28 protein-coding genes are annotated in these 22,650 nt (G+C 35.6%); 23 read left to right on the top strand and 5 right to left on the bottom strand.

Going from position 1 to position 22,650, the window contains the following annotated elements; genetic code table 11:
- Positions 1–124: 124 nt before the first annotated feature.
- Positions 125–1,039, top strand: coding sequence for a metallophosphoesterase (locus B4B65_RS15455; protein WP_293916613.1), 915 nt, complete (start codon positions 125–127; stop codon positions 1,037–1,039).
- Between the two features lie 124 nt (positions 1,040–1,163).
- Here B4B65_RS15455 and B4B65_RS15450 read toward each other — a convergent pair whose 3' ends face one another.
- Entirely contained in the window at positions 1,164–3,332 is a 2,169-nt protein-coding gene (locus B4B65_RS15450; RefSeq protein ID WP_293916611.1) for an ATP-binding protein, read from the bottom strand.
- A 243-nt stretch (positions 3,333–3,575) separates the two neighbouring features.
- On the opposite strand from B4B65_RS15450, the gene B4B65_RS15445 reads away from it, so the two are divergent.
- Positions 3,576–4,112 (top strand): hypothetical protein, encoded by a 537-nt coding sequence (locus B4B65_RS15445; protein ID WP_293916609.1) that lies wholly within the window; start codon positions 3,576–3,578, stop codon positions 4,110–4,112.
- Positions 4,113–4,236: 124 nt separating this feature from the next.
- Here B4B65_RS15445 and B4B65_RS15440 read toward each other — a convergent pair whose 3' ends face one another.
- Positions 4,237–4,470: a thioredoxin family protein gene (locus tag B4B65_RS15440; RefSeq protein ID WP_293916606.1), complete on the bottom strand. Its 234-nt coding sequence runs from the start codon at positions 4,468–4,470 to the stop codon at positions 4,237–4,239.
- Positions 4,471–4,858: 388 nt separating this feature from the next.
- Between B4B65_RS15440 and B4B65_RS15435 the strand changes: the two genes are divergently transcribed.
- Positions 4,859–5,824: a S41 family peptidase gene (locus tag B4B65_RS15435; protein ID WP_293916604.1), complete on the top strand. Its 966-nt coding sequence runs from the start codon at positions 4,859–4,861 to the stop codon at positions 5,822–5,824.
- 267 nt (positions 5,825–6,091) lie between these two features.
- Here B4B65_RS15435 and B4B65_RS15430 read toward each other — a convergent pair whose 3' ends face one another.
- From B4B65_RS15430 to B4B65_RS15420, 3 genes are all read right to left on the bottom strand, one after another.
- The gene (locus tag B4B65_RS15430; RefSeq protein ID WP_293916602.1) at positions 6,092–7,171 is read right to left on the bottom strand and encodes a hypothetical protein; all 1,080 of its coding nucleotides are present in this window, start codon (positions 7,169–7,171) and stop codon (positions 6,092–6,094) included.
- A gap of 12 nt (positions 7,172–7,183) precedes the next feature.
- A complete protein-coding gene (locus B4B65_RS15425) occupies positions 7,184–7,345 on the bottom strand; it encodes a hypothetical protein (RefSeq protein WP_293916601.1) in 162 nt (53 codons plus the stop codon).
- A 235-nt stretch (positions 7,346–7,580) separates the two neighbouring features.
- A complete protein-coding gene (locus tag B4B65_RS15420; RefSeq protein ID WP_293916600.1) occupies positions 7,581–8,009 on the bottom strand; it encodes a helix-turn-helix domain-containing protein in 429 nt (142 codons plus the stop codon).
- A gap of 131 nt (positions 8,010–8,140) precedes the next feature.
- Here B4B65_RS15420 and B4B65_RS15415 point away from each other — a divergent pair, with 131 nt between their 5' ends.
- The 20 genes from B4B65_RS15415 to B4B65_RS15320 all read left to right on the top strand — a co-directional run bounded on the left by B4B65_RS15415 (position 8,141) and on the right by B4B65_RS15320 (position 22,630).
- On the top strand, positions 8,141–8,368 hold the full coding sequence (locus B4B65_RS15415) for a hypothetical protein (protein ID WP_293916599.1): 228 nt from the start codon (positions 8,141–8,143) through the stop codon (positions 8,366–8,368).
- Positions 8,369–8,391: 23 nt separating this feature from the next.
- Positions 8,392–8,652 carry a hypothetical protein gene (locus B4B65_RS15410; protein ID WP_293916598.1) on the top strand — a complete coding sequence of 87 codons (261 nt, stop codon included), beginning with the start codon at positions 8,392–8,394 and terminating at the stop codon, positions 8,650–8,652.
- Positions 8,653–8,700: 48 nt separating this feature from the next.
- Positions 8,701–9,081, top strand: coding sequence for a hypothetical protein (locus B4B65_RS15405; protein WP_293916597.1), 381 nt, complete (start codon positions 8,701–8,703; stop codon positions 9,079–9,081).
- The gene (locus B4B65_RS15400; protein WP_293916595.1) at positions 9,074–9,298 is read left to right on the top strand and encodes a hypothetical protein; all 225 of its coding nucleotides are present in this window, start codon (positions 9,074–9,076) and stop codon (positions 9,296–9,298) included. Before B4B65_RS15405 ends, B4B65_RS15400 begins: the two co-directional genes overlap by 8 nt.
- A 107-nt stretch (positions 9,299–9,405) precedes the next feature.
- Positions 9,406–10,344, top strand: coding sequence for an ATP-binding protein (locus B4B65_RS15395; protein WP_293916593.1), 939 nt, complete (start codon positions 9,406–9,408; stop codon positions 10,342–10,344).
- Positions 10,313–11,008 carry a hypothetical protein gene (locus B4B65_RS15390; protein ID WP_293916591.1) on the top strand — a complete coding sequence of 232 codons (696 nt, stop codon included), beginning with the start codon at positions 10,313–10,315 and terminating at the stop codon, positions 11,006–11,008. Before B4B65_RS15395 ends, B4B65_RS15390 begins: the two co-directional genes overlap by 32 nt.
- Before the next feature lie 138 nt (positions 11,009–11,146).
- Positions 11,147–11,656 carry a hypothetical protein gene (locus B4B65_RS15385; RefSeq protein WP_293916589.1) on the top strand — a complete coding sequence of 170 codons (510 nt, stop codon included), beginning with the start codon at positions 11,147–11,149 and terminating at the stop codon, positions 11,654–11,656.
- 23 nt (positions 11,657–11,679) lie between these two features.
- Complete coding sequence (locus B4B65_RS15380; RefSeq protein WP_293916587.1) at positions 11,680–11,922, top strand: hypothetical protein; 243 nt, start codon at positions 11,680–11,682, stop codon at positions 11,920–11,922.
- Positions 11,923–11,925: 3 nt separating this feature from the next.
- Positions 11,926–13,584, top strand: coding sequence for a DEAD/DEAH box helicase (locus tag B4B65_RS15375; protein WP_293916585.1), 1,659 nt, complete (start codon positions 11,926–11,928; stop codon positions 13,582–13,584).
- Positions 13,571–13,864 (top strand): hypothetical protein, encoded by a 294-nt coding sequence (locus B4B65_RS15370; protein ID WP_293916583.1) that lies wholly within the window; start codon positions 13,571–13,573, stop codon positions 13,862–13,864. Before B4B65_RS15375 ends, B4B65_RS15370 begins: the two co-directional genes overlap by 14 nt.
- Positions 13,865–13,893: 29 nt before the next feature.
- Positions 13,894–15,579, top strand: coding sequence for a ParB/RepB/Spo0J family partition protein (locus B4B65_RS15365; protein WP_293916581.1), 1,686 nt, complete (start codon positions 13,894–13,896; stop codon positions 15,577–15,579).
- A 1-nt stretch (position 15,580) separates the two neighbouring features.
- The gene (locus tag B4B65_RS15360; protein WP_293916579.1) at positions 15,581–16,543 is read left to right on the top strand and encodes an HNH endonuclease; all 963 of its coding nucleotides are present in this window, start codon (positions 15,581–15,583) and stop codon (positions 16,541–16,543) included.
- A complete protein-coding gene (locus B4B65_RS15355) occupies positions 16,518–16,982 on the top strand; it encodes a hypothetical protein (protein ID WP_293916778.1) in 465 nt (154 codons plus the stop codon). The genes B4B65_RS15360 and B4B65_RS15355 overlap by 26 nt, the downstream gene beginning before the upstream one ends.
- Positions 16,983–17,200: 218 nt before the next feature.
- Positions 17,201–17,980: a hypothetical protein gene (locus tag B4B65_RS15350; RefSeq protein ID WP_293916577.1), complete on the top strand. Its 780-nt coding sequence runs from the start codon at positions 17,201–17,203 to the stop codon at positions 17,978–17,980.
- Entirely contained in the window at positions 17,904–18,713 is an 810-nt protein-coding gene (locus tag B4B65_RS15345; RefSeq protein WP_293916575.1) for an AAA family ATPase, read from the top strand. Before B4B65_RS15350 ends, B4B65_RS15345 begins: the two co-directional genes overlap by 77 nt.
- The gene (locus B4B65_RS15340) at positions 18,713–19,090 is read left to right on the top strand and encodes a hypothetical protein (protein WP_293916574.1); all 378 of its coding nucleotides are present in this window, start codon (positions 18,713–18,715) and stop codon (positions 19,088–19,090) included. Before B4B65_RS15345 ends, B4B65_RS15340 begins: the two co-directional genes overlap by 1 nt.
- Positions 19,091–19,092: 2 nt before the next feature.
- Positions 19,093–19,557 (top strand): hypothetical protein, encoded by a 465-nt coding sequence (locus B4B65_RS15335; protein ID WP_293916572.1) that lies wholly within the window; start codon positions 19,093–19,095, stop codon positions 19,555–19,557.
- Between the two features lie 3 nt (positions 19,558–19,560).
- Entirely contained in the window at positions 19,561–19,932 is a 372-nt protein-coding gene (locus B4B65_RS15330) for a hypothetical protein (protein WP_293916570.1), read from the top strand.
- A 944-nt stretch (positions 19,933–20,876) separates the two neighbouring features.
- Positions 20,877–21,728 carry a hypothetical protein gene (locus B4B65_RS15325; RefSeq protein ID WP_293916568.1) on the top strand — a complete coding sequence of 284 codons (852 nt, stop codon included), beginning with the start codon at positions 20,877–20,879 and terminating at the stop codon, positions 21,726–21,728.
- A 53-nt stretch (positions 21,729–21,781) separates the two neighbouring features.
- On the top strand, positions 21,782–22,630 hold the full coding sequence (locus tag B4B65_RS15320) for a hypothetical protein (RefSeq protein ID WP_293916566.1): 849 nt from the start codon (positions 21,782–21,784) through the stop codon (positions 22,628–22,630).
- The last annotated feature ends 20 nt before the right edge of the window (positions 22,631–22,650 follow it).

Genomic DNA, 22,650 nt, shown 5'->3' with positions numbered 1-22,650 from the left:
AAGTCTATTGATGCGAATTCTTTAAACAAAGCAACAATCTCATTTGCATAGATGAATTGTTGCTTTGTTGTATTTTATACATAATATTGGAAACAAGTCTGGCAAAGCAATCCCAATTAACCTGATGAAAAATAAAGAAATGCTGAATTTTAAATTTTTACTCCTGTGTTTTTTATTTTCTGTTTTGTATTTCAATTCAGATGCACAACACGTTAAGAAGACCGTTCAAATTGGTCTGATTGCAGACCCGCAATATGCCGAAAAAGAGATTAGTGGATCCCGCTATTACAGGAAGTCACTTCTAAAGCTGGATACGGCAGTTTCTGTTTTTAATAAAGCTTCATTGGATTTTTCTGTGGTTATGGGTGACTTTGTTGATCAGGGAATTAAAGACCTCCCTGCTGTTATGTCCCGGTTAGAAAAATTGAAAAGTCCTGTGTATGGTTTGCTTGGAAATCATGACTATGTAGACGCACCGGATAAAGACAGCTTGTTTCTGCAGTTCAGGATGCCCTCGTCTTATTATAAATGGGATGTTGGAAACTGGACTTTTATCATTCTCAATACAAATGAACTTTCTAAATATGCCAGTACGGAAGGAACTGCTGCTTTTGAAGACTGGAACAGGCTGAATGCAAATCTGAAAAATCAGGAAAGAAAAAATGCGGCACCCTGGAATGGTGGTATCAGTACCGCACAGTTGTCATGGCTGCAGAAACAGCTTGCTGAAGCTGAGGCTGCTTCCAGAGATATTATTATTTTTACCCACCATCCGCTTTTTCCGGAGAATGGATTTGAAGCTCTGAATAACAGAGAAATATTAGCAGTTATGGAAAAGCATCCACATATACGTGCTGTTATATCCGGACATCATCATGAAGGAAATTTTGTACATTATAAGGGTATTCCTATGATCACGCTGGAAGGAATGATCGAAACAGAATCTCAGAATGCTTACGGAATCATGAGGCTGTTCTCTGATCGTATTGAAATAGAAGGAAACGGCAGACTTACTTCCCGAATATTAAAGTTTGAATAATAGAACAAAGATTTCCGGTATATAGTGACCAGTATATAATTACTTTTTACTTTGAATAGCAAGAGACATCCTCCCGGCAAAAGTGTGTGTTATTTACTTAATGCGTATTTGAATGTAATATCTTTTAGGTAAGATTGAAATGTATCTGAAATTGTGTTCCTATACCCAATTGACTCTCTACTTTAATCTCAGCACCCAATCTGTCAATAATTCTTTTTACAATTGACAACCCGATTCCCGAACCATCATAACCGGAGGAGTTGGGTAGTCTCTGAAAGATCTCAAATATATTATTTCCCTCTTTTAAATCCATTCCTATTCCATTGTCTGATATAAAATATATCACTTTGCTGCCGGATTTTATGCTGTATACTTCGACTTTTGGATTATCCTCTTTACTGCTATATTTGATTGCATTCCCTAAGATATTCAGAAACAATTGGTACAAAAGCGTTCTTTCTCCTCTGACAGGTAAGATTTCGCCCATTACAAATTCTAAATTACCTACATTATATTGATCCTTACTACTTTCTGCAATAGTAATGATTTTGTTTCTGGGATCTATTATTTCAAGGTCTAATGCAACTGAATTTGATTTTGACAGTTCATGAACCTTATTGATCATTTCTGTAATTAAATTCGAAGCTTCTAATATATTTGTACCCAATCTGTGCAAAAGTTCTTCAGACAGATTCTTTTTCATTAATATCATCTGAGCTCCGAGCTGAATAGAAGACAGGGGATTCTTAAGATCGTGTGTTAGCGTATAACTAAAGGTGTCTAAAGCATTGTTTGAACGGATAAGATCTTTATTCAGCTGATCAATTTCAGCATTTCTTTTAGCTATAGCTTGCTGAATAATGTATACAATCCGCTCAAGAAATAACAATTGAACCTTTAGCCATGGTGCTGCCTTTCCACGTGTTATCTGTCTCCATGCCTCAAAAGATGTACGGGGAGAAGGATAGGTAATTTTTCTGTCCGGATCATAATTTAATTGCTTTTCCGGCTTTCCGGCCCATAATTCCTCTATCAATACTTCTTTGCGAAAAAGATATATTTTCCATTGGGATTCCGTTAGTATTTCAGCTCTTATAATTCCTGGGAATAAATTATCATCTGCTGTTTTAGAAATAAATTCATGGGTAGAATACAAACTGGTATTCTCATTTTTTAAGTAATGTTCAATCTCTTTTAACTGAATATTGCCGGGAACCTCGCCATAAAATTTTTCACCTTTGCTGTGCTTGATAATTATACCATCGGCCTCTACCATTTTCATGATGCGCTCTCCGAATGTTTCAAGGACATAATGGATATCTCTGTCAATCAGTAAATCACTTTTAAGCTCTTTTTCCAGGATATACATCACATTTTGAGTTTCCAAGTCTTCTTTCAGCAATTCAGAGATGTGATGATTAGTGGCGAACTGTGTGAGAAAAGTACACAGATGCCTTTGTGCCAAATCCACATGTAATGGCTTGCTATTCTGACAAGTGACCAAGCCCCACAACTTACCATCCTGAATAATAGAAAAACTCGCACTGGCCTGCGCTTTGGAATTTTTCAAATATTGCAAATGTATGGGAGACATAGCACGTAAACTGCATTTCGTTAAATCAATTTCCTGTTTTGAATTGCTTATAATTTGATGGGTAAGCCCGTCTGTATCGGCTGTATGTCGTGCAAGAAAAATAGTATAGAGTTCACGCGCTTGCTGAGGAATGTCGAATTCAGGATAACGGTATCCAAGCAAAGAATGCATGTTATCAGATTTTGATTCAGCGATTACCTTTCCGCTGTTATCTTCCAGAAACTGATACACCATTACTCTGTCGTAATTTATAATCTGACGTATTAGATTTGTAAGACATTCCCATACCTTTGATTTGTTATCTTCAAGGTATTTGGCATAATAATATAGTTTTGTAGGCTTTATTTGCTGTGTATTGCAAAGCTCAATTTCTACATAAATATTATCTCCATATTTATAAATACTCAAATCATAATCTATATTATTAATCTGAATTCTTTCTGCAAAGCGATAAAAAATTGATGTATTGAGATGTTGATTTATAGATTCGAAAATAAAGCGGTCACTTTTCGTCAGTAGAGATAATATCTGGTCAACGGTCATTCCCAGATATTTTTCTACAGGAATATTATCGATCTGAATAACGTTGTCACTAGCTGCAGTACAAATCCGGGATTCATCAAAAACAAACAGATATCCTAAATCCTGAATTAAACCACACAAATGTATTTTTTCCTCGTGACAATCCCTAAATTCCATATAAAATTATGTAAATGTGTGATATAATACTACTTGATATAATATTAGAATGGAAATAGAATAGTTAAAGACTTTTTCTGTTGTTATATTATTTCATTGGTCAAGGTAATCATAATAGTACAAAAAATAGCATATTTTTATATTTAGACTATTGGTTTTCACCATTAATTAAATTAAACAAAATCAGGCAGGGCAACCAGAGGGGGAAGGCTTGACTTTGATATTAGATAAACAATATTGCTCATGTTAACTTTCGTATTAACAATTATAAAACCTCTTTGGTTTATCTGGATAAAAATAGGTCAAAACATATTTTTAATATGCTCAATTATATTGATAGGCCTGACTTCTTTATTATATTTTATAAAAACAGTATCAAAGCTGAGTTTTAGTATTGATCTGTTGCTTTATCTATTTATATCTTTTTTATTGTGTTTTGTTATCTTATTACTTATCGAATTTTTAATAAAAAAGGAGAATGTAATTGTTTTAACCTTAGAAAATGAGGACTCCGAAAAAATCGGTTATGATATCGGAGAAAGAGAGCCTATTCATTTCACAATAAATCTTTATAAAGGGAAACCTACCTATTGGGGACACTTTGTAGAGTTAAATGACGTTAGTGGTTATAATGGTAAGTTCATTTTTGAGTATGATAAGGAAATCCTGAGGCGTTTTCCTGAAGAACAAGTGTCGTATACACATAAATATTATTTTCTTCCAGGGAAGAGCTCAACGCTATTTAAAGACCTGTTAGATTTTATGTGGCTCACAAGCTGATCCTGTGAGAAATCAGCAATCCTAAATTGCTGATTAGTTGTATCTACTTTTGCTATCTCTGACTGATTGTGAATTCTATTATTAAAGCTGCAAAGCGTGAATGACTCTGCAGCTTTAATAAGATTTAACCTTTTACATCTTCAAGAGATGCACCGAAATTGATATGCAAAACATTTCCGTTAGGTGTCACCAACGCGGGTACGGACTGAATGCCTGCTTTTTCGGCTTCCGGGATTCGGGTTCTGTCTTCTCCGATATTTACAACTTCAACATTAGCTTCACCGATAAGATTAATAATGTCTTGTTCTGCACTCACACAAACCGGACAGCCAGCATGATAAAAAATTGATTTTTTCATAGTAAAATGAATTAGAAAATGATGACGTTATTGTCGAATCAAAATTAGTCAGGTTAACGAACTGTAACCTGATCCAGAATTTAGAAAAAGAATAAAAACTGGAGGGTTAGATAGATTAATTTACGACGTTTTGATTGATATGAGATGTTAGATGGAACTTCCACGGGAATGTGTTTTATTGGCAAAAAAATAGGATAGGTCTAAAAATCGATGTCTAATTTATATATTAGTAATATAACAAGATTCTATCACAATGCGTATTTCAAAATTCAGTATTCACTTTCTTTTTCTTTTTACTTCGCTGTTTCACTTACCTGTCCAGGCACAGCAATCAGAAATCCAGTCATTGGTTGTGTCGTTTTTAGATACTGTTGAAAACAAATCCTACATGAACAATACAGTGAATTGGGATTCTCTACGGCCGGTAATATTAGAGGAAACAAGAAATATAACTGAATTAAGTAAATTAAAACCCATATTCGAAAAGATTCTAAAAAATTTGAATGATGCACATTCATCACTGTTTTTTGATGAAAATGTTAGTGGTAACGAATCAGAATCAAACCTATTTGAGAAGCTTGCTAAAACTACAGATCAAGAAGCCGGACTACCCGAAAAAGTCTTTTCAAGTAGTCTGTTGGAAGGAAATTATGGCTATATTAAACTTCCAGATGTTTTTTATGAGCAAAGGAAATACGTTGATACTATAAAACAGCAAATTCAGACATTGGATCGATTGAACCCTAAGGCCTGGATAATTGATTTAACAGAAAATAATAGCGGTGGAAGTGTATTTCCGATGATCTGGCATCTTGCCAATTTAATCGATACCGATTATACCTATTCTAACATAGATAATAAAGGTAAAGAAGAGAGGGTTCCTACAAAACTAAATAATCTTTCAAAAAAAGAACAAGAAACACTTAAATTATTTGATCTCCAATATGAGCAAAATCCGGCCGTTGCTATCAAGAATAATCGTGTTCCGATTATTGTTCTTACAAGTGGATTAACAATCAGTGCCTCGGAATTTTTGGTTGCTCATTTTAAGGGACAAAAGAACGTGAGAATTGTCGGTCAGACTACCTCAGGAAACACCTCATCAAACTACCCCTATATCCTTGGTGAAAATTTTCAGATAAATTTGACTATTGCAGTCCTTCAGGACAGGACGGGCAAAATATATAAAATCAAAGAAGGAATAAAACCTGATATTCCTTTAGAAATTGATCTGGCCCAACAATTAAACCTAAAAGAAATCAAAACATATAACGAGTGGCTGCTGGCTGTACAAAAAGCGAAACCACTTTATCTGAATAAAGCAATTGAAGTGATAAAATCTGAAAAATTTTGATTTTTTAGATAGAAGGAAGGTTACAAGTTATATATAGACATAGTAGAAGAACTTTTCTATGTATTTTGAATACGCCTTGTGAATTTTCGCTACAACTGTAATACCTGATCCTGATCATAAACAAGAAAAGCCCATCGTTAGATAAGCTTTCTTGTACCTAGGGCGGGAATCGAATTCGGATCACCCGAGCATAATTGCTTTTTGGACAATTTAGGGCTATATTTTTTCATTTAATTACTTCTTTTTAGGTGCTGTTTTGAGTGCTATTTACCAAAATTTAAAATATTCATAGATAGCAATCCAAGTAGTGGTTTTTGCGATTACAAAACCCCACATTCCAAAAAATACAGCTATAAAAAAAACAAAAATTTTTGCCAATGGTGTTTTTAGATTACTTTCGTCACGATCGTTTCCAACAACTGATAGCACAAAATTCATTAAACTGATCCATGAAACTAAAAGTACACAACAGGATATCAATTTTCGCCAAAATCCAGGAGCAACAAACCATGGATAGATAATCACAAAAAATACTGCAAGAATAGTTAAAAGAAGAATAACCATGCTAATTACCTTTTTGATTATGCCTGTCGTAGGATTATGGTTATTTACCACATTATACCGGACGTTTAGATTTAGAACATTGTTGTAGGGAATTACGAAACAATCACCAGGAATTACCTTTGAATGAAATCTATTATCGTCTCTTTTAACAAATCTTTTTGTATCAGTCAGGTAAATGGTCTCAAGTTCGCCAGTTCTACACAATGTATATTGTGTAAGAAAGCCGGTAAACATATTAGTTATACCATCACTTTCTTTGACAACTACATCCACTTCTGTCGATATTACTTTATTTGTGTTCCCATTTGAGAATTTTTTAAATTCTTTGAATCTTAGTGCTTCTCCTGAAAAATAATAGTGCCATTGGTTTGAAAATCGAAATATAGAGAATAAGATGTCGAATTTAAGAAATCTGACAAGTAAGTGCAATCCCCATCCTGATGCAATGGCAGTGATTATTGTTGCCATAAGGTATCTTAAGGAATGTAATATATATTCAAATTTAAACTCAGGAATCTTTTGTTGATTATAATCTGTATATAAACTATTTATTTCAGTATATAGTTCGGTTGACTTTACATCGAAAAACCAACAATATGAAAAAATAGTTATGAGCTGAATAAATAATCCCCAAAGAATATTTGTTAAGAGTCTGTCAACAAACAATCCATCAAAAAATTGTTTTGAGAATTTTCCTTGAAAATAGAATCTTTTAAAAATTAATCCAGGGATTACAATTGCAACAACGTAAGCTATTCCAAAAAAGGTCAAGCCAAAGTCCATAAAACTTTTCTATTAATAAGTGGTCAATGTAATTTCTTCGCCAGTTGACAAAGTTATATCAATTTCAGGAGTAACTTCCCCTCCAGCTTTTCTTCTTTTTAATTCTTCAAGTGCTTTAAGGTATTCTTTCTTGTCTTCCGGGTTAGATAGGATCTTTTTGGCTTCATCACTCATAAGCTCCCCATCCGAATTAAAAATTCGGCTAAGAGTCTGAATGTATGACTCCTGAATTTCCTTAAATGTAACATAGAATCTTTCTATAATACTGCTGTGCATATCTTACCTCTTTTGGAGTACTTTTTAAATTTAACATTATAAAAAACAAAAAGTTTAATTTTTTTTAAAAAATTACAATTCTTACATCTTGCTCTACTCATTCTATTCTCTTATATACACCAACCATACTATTCTATCCAGTCTGTTTATTTCTACTTTTAAGACCTGCAATTTGTTCCTTAAGCATATCTATTATCTCTTCTTTGGACTTTATTTGATCAAGCAGTGCAGTTATAGTTTTATCTTTTTCAGACATCAAATTTCTTAAGCCATCCAATTCGTTAATGTTCGCAAAATTGAAATTTGATTTCTCTTTGGGCTGGGAATAAACGGGGCCATTTCCAGTTTCATACCATTCAACATTAACATTAAGAAATTTTTCAAGTTTCAAGCCTAAATATTTTGGAGCATCTTTCTTTCCATTCAACACTTCGGATAGATAGCTTGGAGACATTTTGATCGCTTTTGCGAATGATAAATTACTCTTGAATTCGCTTTCTTTGATTATTTTATTCAATCTATCAACTTTTTGCGAAAATTTATTTATCTGATTATCAGTCATTTGTATTTATTTTGTTCTCAAATGAGAATTAATATTATAATAATTCGCAAAAGAGAATTATCTTTGATTGTATCAAATCAAATATAACGATTTGACGAAACAATCAATAATGGAGAAAAATATTTTATCGAATGGAAATTCTTGAAACACCCAAAACTATTGGCTGGCAGGACAAACTTATTGTCTGGCCGGAAGGCGATCCGGTACCGGTAGCAGCTTCGGCAGCGAACTCAGTTCGATCAGAAATCTCACGTGTAAAGAAATATAGATGCAAGACTATCAACTTCAAAACATGGATGGATGAATTAAAGGGAGTAAAGGTCCTGATGGTACAACGCTTGCCTGACAGCGCACAATAATGAATGATGCAGCACTAATAGCTATGGCCAAACAAATAGCGGCTCAACAGGCGGAAATCGACCGTCTGCAGGCAAAGCTATGTAAAGGCAAAAAGACAGTTATAAAGAGTGCTGATGATCAGAATCAACGTGTCAGAAACTGGATCGAAAAACAATACCGGGATTCCTGGGAAAAAGCAAAGTTAAAATATGCTGACAGGATAAAGGCCATAAAAGCTCACAATCCCAACTGGGAACCAACTTTCGAGTTGATGAATGAAATCAATATAAACAAAAATGCCTGAGACGGCGACCTCAGGCAATTAGTACACACTTTAATATGTACCAAGAATATGAAAGCAAATGTAGGAATTAAAATCAGCAAACCAAAGCTGAATCTGTTGAACGCCTATGTGTTCAATAAGAAGTTGTGGATTGAGTATGAGAGCGATGGAGATCCGGAATCCTCTGAAGAAGTAGAACTATCACGTATAGAACTGGAAGATCTTGTGGAGCAGTCAGAACTGGATTTTGAATATCCGGAGACCTTTGACTCAAATTGCGGATCCATAACCTTCAGTGTAATGAAATCTACACTTCTGGATTATGTTTCAGACAATGCTGAAGAGATAGCAAATAGATGGTTAGAAAAAAGAGCTTCAGCGCTATTAATTCTCACGATTGAGAGTTCCATCAATCAAGTCTTAACCAATAAATCAATCAGCCATGCATAAATCTATAATGAAAACTATTGAAGCTCCGGTAGACAGACCATCGTTCGCAGATTGGTTTGCTGATATAAAGAAAATCAAATTAAACGAACCGTTGCGCAACTGTCTGGAACAGATGTGTAAACTCCGGTCAATGGGAGCCAATGTTCAGCTATTCACTTCTAATAATTCTCTAAATGAAAAAGAAATCCACAAAGGATATTTCAGTAAAGATAATTGAATGGGTAGGGTATATCGGAGTCATTGCAGGAGTTGTGTAATACCTGATTGTTACCTATCTCTCTTTCGTAAGTAAATAAATTTTTAAACCATATAAATATTATCACAATGAGCTTAATTAAAAAACCTTCGGAACTTGTAGTTCCGACAACATTGAAATCCCTTCTTTACGGACAGCCTGGTATTGGAAAGACCACTTTGGCACTATCATCTCCGGATCCTTTACTATTGGACTTTGATGGAGGAGTACACCGTGTGCAGGCGCAACACCAGACCCCCACAGTTCAAATCAGATCCTGGGAAGATGTGCAGCAGGTTCTTCAGGAAGACCTTACAGATTTCAAAACACTGGTAATCGACACAGCTGGCAAGATGTTAGACTTTATGAGTACCTATCTGATCAAGACAAACCCAAAAATGGGCACAGCTGGAGGACAATTGCAGATTCAGGGATACGGAGCAAGAAAAGCAATGTTTATTCAATTCCTGACACAGGTATCTATGCTTGGCCTGAATCTGATTTTCGTAGCACATGATACTGAAGAGAAAGATGGAGAACAAAAAATCATCCGTCCGTTGATCGGAGGTTCTTCCGGAGGAGATCTTATCCGTGAATTAGATCTTGTTGGCTACATGGAAGCAAAAGGGAAACAGAGAACTATCTCTTTTGACGCATGTGAACGATTCTATGGTAAAAATACCTGTATGCTGGATCCATTGATCAACATTCCGGATGCAACGAATGATCCTAATAATCTGATGACAACCATTATCAAGCGTTATGCACAGGCAAGCCACGAGCGCAAAAAACAAGCAGACGAGTTCAATTCCCTGATGCAAACTATCAAAGGGAATATTGATGAGCTTGTAGTCGATGCCAATACAGCGAATGATATGATTCCCTGGATCACAGATGAAGTACAGCATATCTGGAACAGTAAAATGCTAGCATCGCGCTATCTGTCTGATAAAGCTAAGTCTTTGGGACTATCGCTGAATATCCGGACTAAACAGTATGAAAACAAAAAAATCTCTGAACATGCTTAAGTATAAATTTTACGCCACTCTATTAGATGCCTTTACCTGGTATCTGAAGAGTGAACAAGATAATGCCTTTCAGGAGTTCATAGATAAACTCAATCGTGTTCCATTTACGTCAGAAGCTGCAGAAAAGGGAACAGCATTCAATGAGTTGGTTGATAAGGTTGCTCACGATGGGGAGGTGTATTTCGAAGATGAAAAAGGAATGATTCATTACAATTGTTTTTCCTTCAAGAGAAGAATCGTAGATGACTTTACAACAATTGTCTGTCATGGTACTCCTCAGGTATTCACTTCTGCCATATTACCAACGCGTTTCGGTGATGTAGAACTCTATGGATACATTGATGAAGTGATGCCGGGAGGGATGATTATGGATATCAAGTGTACAAGTAAGTACGAATTTCCAAAATTTCTGCACAATTGGCAACACATTGTATATCCCTATTGCTTCAGATTCAACGGTATGAATATGCCATACTTCACTTATAAAGTTACGGACTACAATAATCTGTACGAAGAGGACTATACATACAACCATGATCGGGATCTGATCAGACTGCAGGTCCATGTAGAGCATTTGATTGAGTTTATTGAACAGCATCGGCATCTGATCACAGATCTTAAGCTGTTTGCCTTAGATGAACCAGCCTTAGAAAATAATTCATAAAACTCATAATAGGTCAAGTTGATTGCTATGTATCCGCAGTGATGCATGTACATGGCGCAGGAAGCAGGTGCACTCATTTAGCAATTCGTTCTTTATGCCTGCTTCTTATTTAAATCCAAAAAATAGAAAAATAATTATATGGCTACTAAAGAAATCATAAAAGTAAAAGTGAAAGATGGCATACCAGAGATATGCTATTGGAATATCTATGAAGATGGAAATAAGGGAGAAAGTATAGCGAAGGATCCTTATTTAATTCACAAGGACTTTCAAGAGGCTATTGACGCTCTTAGGCCTCATTTTGCCTTGCTCTGTGATCTTAGGGAGGCTGACATTATTAAGAAAAAAATACATCAGCATCATGAAGAAGCATTTACGCATATCAGGATATCCGGGATAACAATTAGTGGAACGGGTGATGATCAGGGTGTTTGTATTGTAGGATCCAAGAGTTATAGAAGCAAGGTATTGCCTATGACTACACCTTTCGAAAAATTCTTTGATGATTATTCTGATTATCGATTTAAAGAAGAATTACATAGTGCAATACAGTTAGTTCAGTATGAGGCTGAAGAATATCTGAACGGGAAGTATCGTGTTCAACAGATGAAAATGGATTTCGAATCTCATGCTGAGGATATGGAATAAGTAAACTAATAAACCAATATAAAATGAACAACTACTATTTCACATTCGGCTCTGAGCATTTCCTATTCAATGGAATGTCACTTTTTGGTTATTGGGTCAGAGTTGTAGCTGAGGATTATGATAAAGCCAGAGGAGTTTTTATAGAAAGTTTTACCAAGCTGTACATGTCATCACCGGAAAAATTCTCATGGCAATATAATGAGCAAAACTTTCAACCGGCAATGTTCCCGGGAGGGGAATATATGGTAATTAATCAAACCTATTAGATCATGCAAATTACAGAGCAAGGCAAAAACTATAAGATAGTTTTCAGGTATGTACCCAAACTGGTAGAAGCTGTTAAGCAGCTTCCTGAAAGAAGGTTTGATCCAATTGATAAATGTTGGAAAGTTCCTGTGATTTACAAAGATCAGGTTGAAATGTTTGCAAAGGCATATGGATTCCGACTTGGAGAAGACCAGGAAGATGAACACATTTTTACCCTTCCACCAATGCCTGATTTGCGCATTGAAATCCCTTTGAAGATGGAGATGTTTCCCTATCAGCGGCAAGGGGTAGCGTACAATCTTGAAAAAAACAATGTTATTGTTGGTGATCTTCCTGGACTGGGCAAAACCTGTCAAGCCATTGCTACTGTCGTTGCTAAGGATCTTTTCCCATGCCTGATTATATGTCCTTCTTCTTTAAAAATTAACTGGCAAAGAGAGTGGCATATGTGGACGAATAAAAAAGCTTTGATCCTGGATGATAGAATCCGTCATACATGGGATCAGTACTATCATGCTGGCATGGCAGATGTCTTCATTGTGAATTTTGAAAGTCTCAAAAAATTCTTTGTATCCAAAATAGATAAACTGGAAAAAGGGAAAGCACTTCGTATAAACAATATTCATTTCAATAAGAAAAAGGATCTGATTCAATCTCTGGTGGTTGATGAAGCTCATCGTGTGAAGGAAATAAAAACCCAACAAACAAAATTTGTTAAAGGGTTAGCTGTAGGCAAAGAATTGAAATTATTGTTGACTGGAACTCCAATAGTTAATAAGCCGAAGGACCTGATATCATTATTAGGCATATTGGATCAACTTCCAAAATTCGGAGGATATCAGGGATTTATCAAACGCTATTGTGATGGACCAAATCAGGCCAGTAATCTGAGGGAACTTGGTTATAAAATGAAGTTAAACTGCTTCTATCAACGCGCAAAGAAAGAGGTGCTTAATGATCTCCCTGATAAAACCAGACAGGTAGTACTTTGTGATATAACCAATAGTCAGGAGTACGCTGATGCTGAGGCTAATCTCCTGAATTATCTGGTCAGATACAAAGATGCTGATGATGATAAACTTCAGCGCGCCATCCGAGGTGAAATAATGGTGAAAATTGGAATTCTTAAGAATATCTCGGCAAGAGGCAAGCTGAAAGATGTTTTTGATTATGTAGATGATCTAATGGAAACAGGTGAAAAGTTAATCCTTTTTGCACATCTGAAGGAAGTCGTAGCAGCTGTGAAAGAAAAATATCCTGACTGTGTCTCTATTACAGGTAGTGATAATGCTGATGCCAGACAGAAAGCTGTTGATAATTTTCAGAATAATCCGGATGTCAAATTAATAATATGTTCACTTCAGGCTGCAGGAGTAGGTCTGACACTGACAGCTTCTAGTACTGTTGGTTTTATTGAATTTCCCTGGACAGCAGCGTTGTGCGATCAGGCTGAAGACCGGGCGCATCGTATCGGGCAAAAGGACAACGTGAACTGCATCTATTTTCAAGGAAAGAATACCATAGACGAAAAGATCTATGCCATCATCCAGGCTAAACGAAATATTTCTTCTGCAGTAACCGGATCTGATGATCAGATCGAGGAAAGTATTGTGGAGAACATCATGAACCTATTTAACCAGCCCGTACATGAAACAGATTGAAATAAACATCGGAAAGCAAAAAACGAAAAAGAAAAAGGCCTCTCTGGAGTATCGGACATTAGTGGCGGAAGCAGAACTCAAGAAACTCAATAAGGAGAGGGAACGACTGATAACTAACAACAAACGCTATTACCTGCATCGTAGAGCTAAGCATTTCGGACTGCTTGTATTTGCTTCCCGAAGACTGGTACTTATCACGGGTGATCTGACCGGCCAGCAGCAGTATTACTGTTCAAAGCTATTAGCGTTCGGTTACAATATTCAGGAGGCTATTTCCTGATCAGGATTAAAAAACTAAAAACAAATATTATGGCAAAGAGAAAACAACCAGAAGAAATTACACAAACAATGGAGGAGCATATTCCCGAATTCCGGAACGTGCCGTTATATGAAATCGTAGAGGATCCCAATCAACCTCGTAAAACCTTCATAGAAGATGATTTAAGCGAGCTGGCAGATTCAATAAAACAGCAGGGAGTCTTGCAGCCAATATTGTTACGCCCTCACAATAATGGTTATATGATTGTGTGTGGAGAACGTAGATATCGTGCTTCACAACTTGCAGGACTCAATACAATACCTGCGACCATTCGCACCATGACAGATCAGGAAGCTTTGGAGATTCAGATCACGGAAAACCTGCAACGCAAAGATGTAGATCCTTTGGAAGAAGCAGAGTCTTTCCTGGTGATGATCGAAAAAATGGGATATACTATTCCTGATGTAGCCGTCAGGATTGGTAAAGATGAAAAGTTTGTATCCCGCAGATTGAAACTTAACGGGTTAATTCCGGAGTTGAAGCAGTGGATGAGACAGCATATTCTTCCATTAGGTCATGGCGAAAGATTGGCCATATTGGATCAAAGCATTCAAAGCGAATGGTATAATCCAAGAAAGGCATATCCTGATCCTGTCCCGACATTGGCACATCTGAAACAATGGATATCAAGTAATGTCGAGAAGAAACTAAGCAATGCAATATTTGACTTGCATGATAGCCATCTTATTGCCAATGCTCCGGCATGTATTAAATGTAACCACAACAGCTCCGTTTACAGTCTGTTTTCAGAGGAGGAATCAATTTGTTCTAACAGATCTTGCTTTAATGAAAAGACAAGTGCACAAAGTACCATTAATTTAAATAGGGCTTTAGAAGATTCGGAAATCCTGCTGGTTAACGGAGAATGGGGTGATGGAGATGTCGTGAAAAAGATCAAAAAAGATGGTCATTCCGTTATCTCCAGAAATGATTTTACTATAATCAATAAACCTAATCCTCCCCGTAAGCATGAAGTAGATCGAGATGATTATGAGGACGAAGAAGATTATCAGGAAGCCCTGACAGAGGCTGAAGAAGATTATAAACATGAGATGGAGGATTATCAGGAGGATTCTGCGAAATATGTTGATGATCTTAAAAATTCACTTAAAGCATATGATGTTGTCTCGGGGAAAAACTTACATATAAAAATGTATAAATCGGCTTCAACAGACAAAAAAAACGGAGGAGTTGATGCTAAAATTTATGATCTGAAGCAGAAAAAAAGAAGGGGGCTAGAGCTGGATCAGGAAAAGATTATGAAAAAAGTTGTCGAACATATGATTGCTAATATTCCGGAAGGATTGCTATCGAAAGAGGAAATGGATATCATTTATCTGGATTATATCGATCGTATTGGATACGGCAAAAAGTTTGATGATGTCAAAAAGATGTTTGGTTTTACGAAAATGTATATACCAAGTGATGAGATGTTAGAATCATTATTAAAATCGGATCCAAAGGATTTAGGTCAGTTTGTTAGAATTTCATTGCTTGATACATACAAATCATCTTTTCAACATAGTACAAAGAGTAAAACTATTCTTACCTATCTCGCAAAATCCTGGTGTCCGGATGTACTGAAACAGGCTGAATTGGAACAGGAAGAAGTCAAGATCAAAAGAGAAGCCCGTATAGATGTACAGATTAAGGAATTGGAAAAGGAGGTAAAGTAAGATGAATTGGTCTGCATCTGACATAGAGAAGCTAAAGGATCTTTATCCTGAGTATAGCAACCGTGATATTGCGAGAATGACGGGCTGGAATTACACAGCTATTCTTTTCAAGGCTCAAAAAATGAAGTTGAAGAAACTTCCACATGTAAGATCTCATGCTATAGGCAAGATTGAGGTAACACCGGAAATGGAAAACTTTCTTCGTAAGAACTACTCAACGATGACCAATCCGGAATTAGCCAAAGCATTAGGACTAAGACTAACCAAAACAAGGGAGTTTTTGTATGCCCTGGGTCTACAAAGGATGCAGCTTGAATATTGGACTAATGAACAGATTCAGTTTCTCAAGGAAAATTACAAAACGATGGGAGATTCTGAAATAGCTGAAGTATTTAATGCCCGTTGGGAGAAGAAAAAAGGATGGAGCAAGAAGCATATCGAGAAGAAGCGCAAATACCTCCAGCTTTTCAGAACTAAAGAAGATCGAAAACTAATATTAGAGAAGGCTAAAATCAATGGCTTTTATAGCAGAGCTAATAAGAAAATGTGGCAAGTCAGGGGTGTAAATCCGGATGGAACAATCTTATTCTGGAAACATAGTTCCGGTAGAACTCTTCCAGTTATTAAAGTTAATGGATCCTTTGTTCATTACGGAAGATATAGATATCAACAGTTGCATGGAGAAATACCAAAAGGAATGAATGTGATTTATGCTGATGGAGATAGCACTAATTTAACTGATGAAAATTTAAAAATTGTCAGCAATTCAGAACTCGCTTTAATTAATAACCCATCACAGAAACTCACTGACAACTTTGTGGCTGGTATTCTTACCCATGGCCAACCGGATCTAAGACAGGAGATAAAAAAGCATCCGGACCTCATTGAATTAAAAAGACAGCAGCTGCTCTTACAACGAACAATTAACAAAACTAACAATGACAAAAATGCAGATAGAAAATAAGCTATTTCTCATGGTGGGAAAGACTTATATGTATATGAACAAAAATATGAAGGTCCTGAGATATGAAATCTCAGATGAAGAGACCAGAATCATTACGGATGCCAGAGATATCAGATTCTCTAATGATAATGCCAGACTTAAGCTGGATGAGTTCCTGGAAGTAGAAGATGAACCTGCAATGCCGGTTGTATATGAAGATCACTTACCTGGGCAGGTACAGAATGTCGTTCTTCCTGATCTGCTTATTAACAAGCAAGACTCTGACCTCATTCAGCTGGCAAAGCGGAATATTGAACTAATTATGCAGGATGAGGGCGATGAGATAAGAATCAAAAAAGCTGCTGCAGTCAATGACCAGCTGAAGAGCATTATTGATATCTGTAAGATAGAAGTAGAAGGAATGAAAGTAGCTGCTTATGTTCACAAAGTACATAATTAAAGTCGGAGGTAGATATGTTTGATGAAGGACAACGACTGATGCTTATTCCTTTCCGGAACACTAAGAAAGTACTGCAGAACCACCACCATAAAGCTGCATTAAATGAAATTTTTATCGAGAATGTAACATATGTCAGAGAATGCTTTGGGAATGCCTTGATAATAGATTGCAGTGGAAGAAAAAGACTTTGTAGTATGGATGATCTTAAAGCAAGATAAATGGCAAGAATAAGAACCATAAAACCTGAATTCTGGCAAGATGAAAAAATTGCAGAGTTACCTTTTCAGGCGAGACTCCTCTTTATAGGAATCTGGACTCTCGCAGATGACGGTGGTGTTCTCCGTGGTTCTGAAAAATTTATCAAGTCTCAGCTGTTCCCATATGATGATGCACTTAGAGCCAATGAAGTTCGTAAATGGATAGATGCCTTAGTGAATGCCCGGATGCTGATACCTCTTGAATACAAAGGAGAGAGCTATCTATATATCCGCACATTCCGTAGCCATCAAAAGATTAACAGACCTTCTGAAGCCAGGCACATCGACGAGGAAATGCTAATAAAAATGCTTGATAATACAGATTCATCCGATGCTCACGGAGTACTCAGTGAGTATTCACCACAGGAAAAGGAAAGGGAAGGGAAAGGGAATAAGGAAAAGGAAGGGGATACGCGTGGGCGTGAGGTGAAGGTAAAAATTGAATTTCCTTTTGATTCGGAAAACTTCAGGGAAGAATGGGAAAACTGGAAAAAGTATAAATCTGTAGAACACCGATTCACCTACAAAACAGAAAAATCAGAAAGTGCTGCATTGAAACAGTTGAAAGATCTGTCTTCAGGTGATGAATCCACAGCAATAGCAATTATTAAAAAATCAATTTCAAACGGATGGAAAGGTCTGTTCGCTTTAAAACGTGAAGATTATGCAAACATTAAAACAAACCTTAAGCCAGCAGGGGTCGAACCTCGAAGGGAAATCGATTCCTATGGAAACTTATGATCACATAGAGCTCACTGAAGCAGAAAAGTCTGAAGCACTTCGATTAGCACGTAAAGTGAAGGATCAGCGGATCAGGAGCGAGGCCTACATTGAAAAAGTTAAAAGGGATCCCGTATATCCTGTTTTATCCTATCAGGATCTGTCCGGATATCTGAAAAGATATTACAAAGAATCCGGAAAAGAGCTGGTAATTGACCAGGACAATGAGATAGTAATTGAACAGCTGCTTCTATACTTTTCCGGATCCGAAAGATTCGAAACAGAATATGGCATGTCTCTGAAAAAAGGAATAATGCTAATCGGACCTGTCGGCTGCGGTAAAACCACCCTGATGAAAGCCCTATCATACAATTCGTTTAATCCTTTTGTGGTTCGAAGATGTGAAGATCTTACTGGAGAATACCAGAAGTACGGTCATGATGTGATTGTAGCCAATATACAACCCGTCATAGACTATCCACAGCGAAATTTCGGACACGATCTGATCGGTAGCTGCTTTGATGACCTGGGAACCGAAGATATTTCCAAAAACTTTGGTAACAGTGCTAATGTTATGGCCAGCATTATACATGGTCGCTACGATGATTCTAAGTTGAAAGGTAAAACGCACTTTACGGCTAATCTGACAACAGAAGATATTGAAGCCTTCTATGGCTCACGGGTAAGATCTCGTCTGAGAGAAATGTGCAACGTAATCCCATTCTCACCAAAATCTAAAGACAGGAGGATATAATGAAAGCTAAGCAACACAAATGGACAGCTGAGGAATTACAGTTTATCAGAGATCATCTGCAGCGGATGTCTTTGGTCGATCTTGGGAAGCATTTTGATGTGAGTTATAATTCAATCAGGAATAAAATTCGGGATATGGGCCTTAAATACCCAAAACAGACAGCGAAGCTAAAAGTAAATAAAAGAGACCGGGAGATCGGCTTACGGCCAACCAAGTACGATGTCCGGATAAACATGAATAATTTCAAACCGGATAGACCTGTCAAAGATTCCACTGCAGGTAAGATCCCTTTAGTGATCAACAGCAAACTAACAGTTTTCATTAATCCTGATCAGGATCCGGAGAAGATAAGAGCTAAGTATTCCGGCAGAAAGTAAGCATGAAAAAGAGATTATCCATAAAAGAAATCAAAGGATTAGGACTGACAGAGGTGGCACCCAATGTGTTCCGGAAAGTGAAAAGTAATAAAAAGTGTACCGAAGTTTCCCGAAAGCGAGATGAAATTTCTAAAAAGCGGAATAAAGTTGAACGTCATCAGGATAAAAAGGACCTGTTCATCTTATCAGTCCTACAAGAGCTGCATCTGAATGTTACTACGGAGTATATTTTTCATCCGGAAAGATTATGGCGTTTCGATTATGCGATCATCAGTTGTAAGATTGCCATAGAGGTTGAAGGAGGTGTCTGGACGCAGGGACGTCACACCCGGGGCAAAGGATTTATCGCTGATATGGAAAAATACAATGAAGCCGTTGCTTTAGGCTGGCGTCTTATACGTGTCACACCCCAGCAGCTGAATAAAAGATATACACTAAATCAGATAAAGAAAATAATAAACAATTGAATTATGCAATACAGTCCAAAATTAAAGAAAGCGATGCAGGAGATCCGGGATATCCTGTCGCGTGAAGATATTGCCGGTTTTGTGGTAATCCATGAACCAGGCTTCTCAGAGTACCTCTTAAAAATAGATCCTACGTATTCAACCGCTAAAATTAGAGACGGTAAAATAGAGCTAAAGGCTAAACTGGAGCATTTTGAAAATTCGATAGAGCGAAACAGAAAAGTGGCTGATACCATTAATATGTTTCACTGTATAAACAGATGTATGGGACAGACAATGATTCCTCTGTTAGATCTGGAGGAAGATTTAAACAAGAAGTTCAATCCAAATCATTTTGGTGGAAGTCACACAGATAATAGTACTCAAAATAACTAAAGTTATGGCAAAGAAAATAATTTATGAAGACACTGATATTTCGACCAGAATAGAAATCGAGCTAAACAGTGCTAATGAAGTTATGATAAGTTGTTTCGAAGGAAATAATAGAAATACTTTCTTTTTTCAAAAACACAGTGAGTTGTGCGATTTCATCAGAGAGCTCGAGGTACTGGCAGTTAAAATGAAGGAAAATAGTAAGTGATTTATTTTTTTAATAATCAATTCTCATATAAAATTTAATATAACGATTTAGTGAAAAGTTTTGATCATTGATTATAATTACGGTAATCCGTAAATTTATTAATAGTTTAAATGTAATATTGTCCAAGGTTTCTATAAAAACTTATTATAAACATGAAGGTCATCGGAAAAATATTTTACTTTCTAAATATTTTACTTAATTTAAGTATGATATATTTTGGATCAAAGTCCGTGTTTAGAAACTTTAAAATTTCTATTAGCAATGATCATTCTATTAGTAATTACTTAAGCGAGATAAGCGATTTCGTTGTTTTTGTCAACGTTATTATGTTTCTAATAATGTATTGTGTCATTTTAGTGGAACTAATAATTAGGAGTGATGCATTTAAAAATAAAGAATTATCTCAAATTTCTAAGAAGATCATGATTGGATTTTTATCACTTATGATTATATCGGTGATTATTTTTATAATATTGAAATTATTATCCTACATACTTTAATTTTTTGTGGAATTATCTCTTAATATCTCAATGTGTTTACGATGTAATTTTTATAATCTGTCATTATATGTCTTGCCAAAAATAGATTGTAAATTTTAAATGGTTGATTTATAGGTTGTAATTGAGTTTGATAGTAGGTTTTCTACGACAGAATATTTAGGGGTTGATTATTAAAGCTCTTAGCTATGATTGCAAGTGATTACAAGAATATGTATTTTTGAGAAAACCATTATATTAACATGAATGACCTTTTAAAATCAATTAATATTAGGATTAATAATCCTTTTATAATTTCCTTTTGTATATCATGGCTTGTGTGTAATTGGCCTATTGTAATTGGTCTATTATTTTTTAATTCTAAAACAATAAATAGCTTTGGATATAGCAGTTACGAGTCATTAATTAGTGAAAATTCAAATCATTGGAATAATTATTACATTCCGGCACTACTTGCTGTTATCTTCCCTTTGGCAAAATGGGCTTTTAATTCATTTCAGGCATTTGTTGACACATTAGAAGAAAAGTCTGTAAAAGGTATTACTAAGAAAGGCTATGTTCCTATGTCTAAATATTTAAGCTTAACCGATCAATATGAATCAGATGTCTTAAAGATTGCTTCACTAATGGAAAAAGAAAGTGAGTTGACAACCGAAAATAATAAGCTTAAAATTGATCAAATTGAGAAAGAAAAGCTGAATGTAAAACTAAATACTGATTTTCTTTCTTTACAGCAATGGAATGAGAATAGAAGTAAAGGGAGTGAAAAAACGATATTCGATGGAGAGTGGAATTTATTGTTAGAAGACGATATTAAGAATGAAAAAATTGATAGAAAAATCAACATTCTAAATGGAAATATTTATTTTGATAATTCTAAATTAAGTATTATTCAATTATTAAATTATTTTATGAATTTTTCTGATTTAAGAGTCACTTTAAATTTTCTATTTATAACGGAAGTCTTCGGAAGCTACAGAAGATTGCAAATTACAAATTTGAGATGGATGGACGATTCTTATAGAATTTTAGAAACTATTGATAAAAATTCAAATGCTGATATTCCTTATTTTAAATTAACAAGACTTGATTAGGTTGTAAAGTAATTCCCCTTTCTGATAAACCATAATCAAAATAAAATTTTACAATGAACGATCTATTAAAATCAATCAATCTTCGATTGAATAATCCTTTTATTTTATCTTTTTGTATTTCCTGGATTTTCTGGAACTGGCCAATTGTCGTTGGTTTAATCTGGTATAATTCTTCATCGATTGAGAAGTTGGGTTATGAGAACTACACTATGCTTATCAAAGAAAATGCAAATCCTTGGCGAAATTATATTTGGCCAACGGTATTTGCTCTTGCTTATCCTTTTGTCAAATGGTTTTTTAGTTGGGTTCAAACATGGGTTGGTATAAAGGAGGAAAAAACCATAAAGATTGTTTCAGGCAAGGGCTATGTGCCCACCTCTAGATATTTACGAGTAGTTGAGCAATATGAGGCAGATGTTTTGAAACTCTCGAAGATAATTGAAGATGAAGGGATATTAGTCGCAGAGAATATACAACTTAAGACTCAGATTACAGAGAAAGATGCAGAGCTTTCAAAATCTAATGGAGTGATAAAAGGTGCTGATGATAAATTGATTAATATGGAAGAAAAAACAAAAATTAAAATGTTTGATGGAAATTGGGAAATTAAATATAGAGATGAATCTCTAAATTTTGTTTTTGCTCATCAATATCACATACGTGATGGTGAAGGATATAATTATGAAAATTATAACAAATCAGGGGTTTTCAAAACTGAAATAAACATCGCAAGTTATATTATGAACCCTTTCGAAAATAAATTTTCTATAGCCCTCAGATTGAATGGTGGAAGAATATTAATATATCCAAATTGTTATTGGAATGAAGATTACACTCAGTTCGAAGGAGGTAACAGACTACAAGAACAATTAGCGAATGTAATTATGACCAAAATAAACTAATTTTGAATAGATAGCCTTTA

The organism is Sphingobacterium sp. UBA5789, assembly GCF_002418355.1.
Lineage (GTDB): Bacteria > Bacteroidota > Bacteroidia > Sphingobacteriales > Sphingobacteriaceae > Sphingobacterium.
Note: the sequence above shows the minus strand (reverse complement) of the source record. Positions and strands in the feature narration are given on the sequence as shown.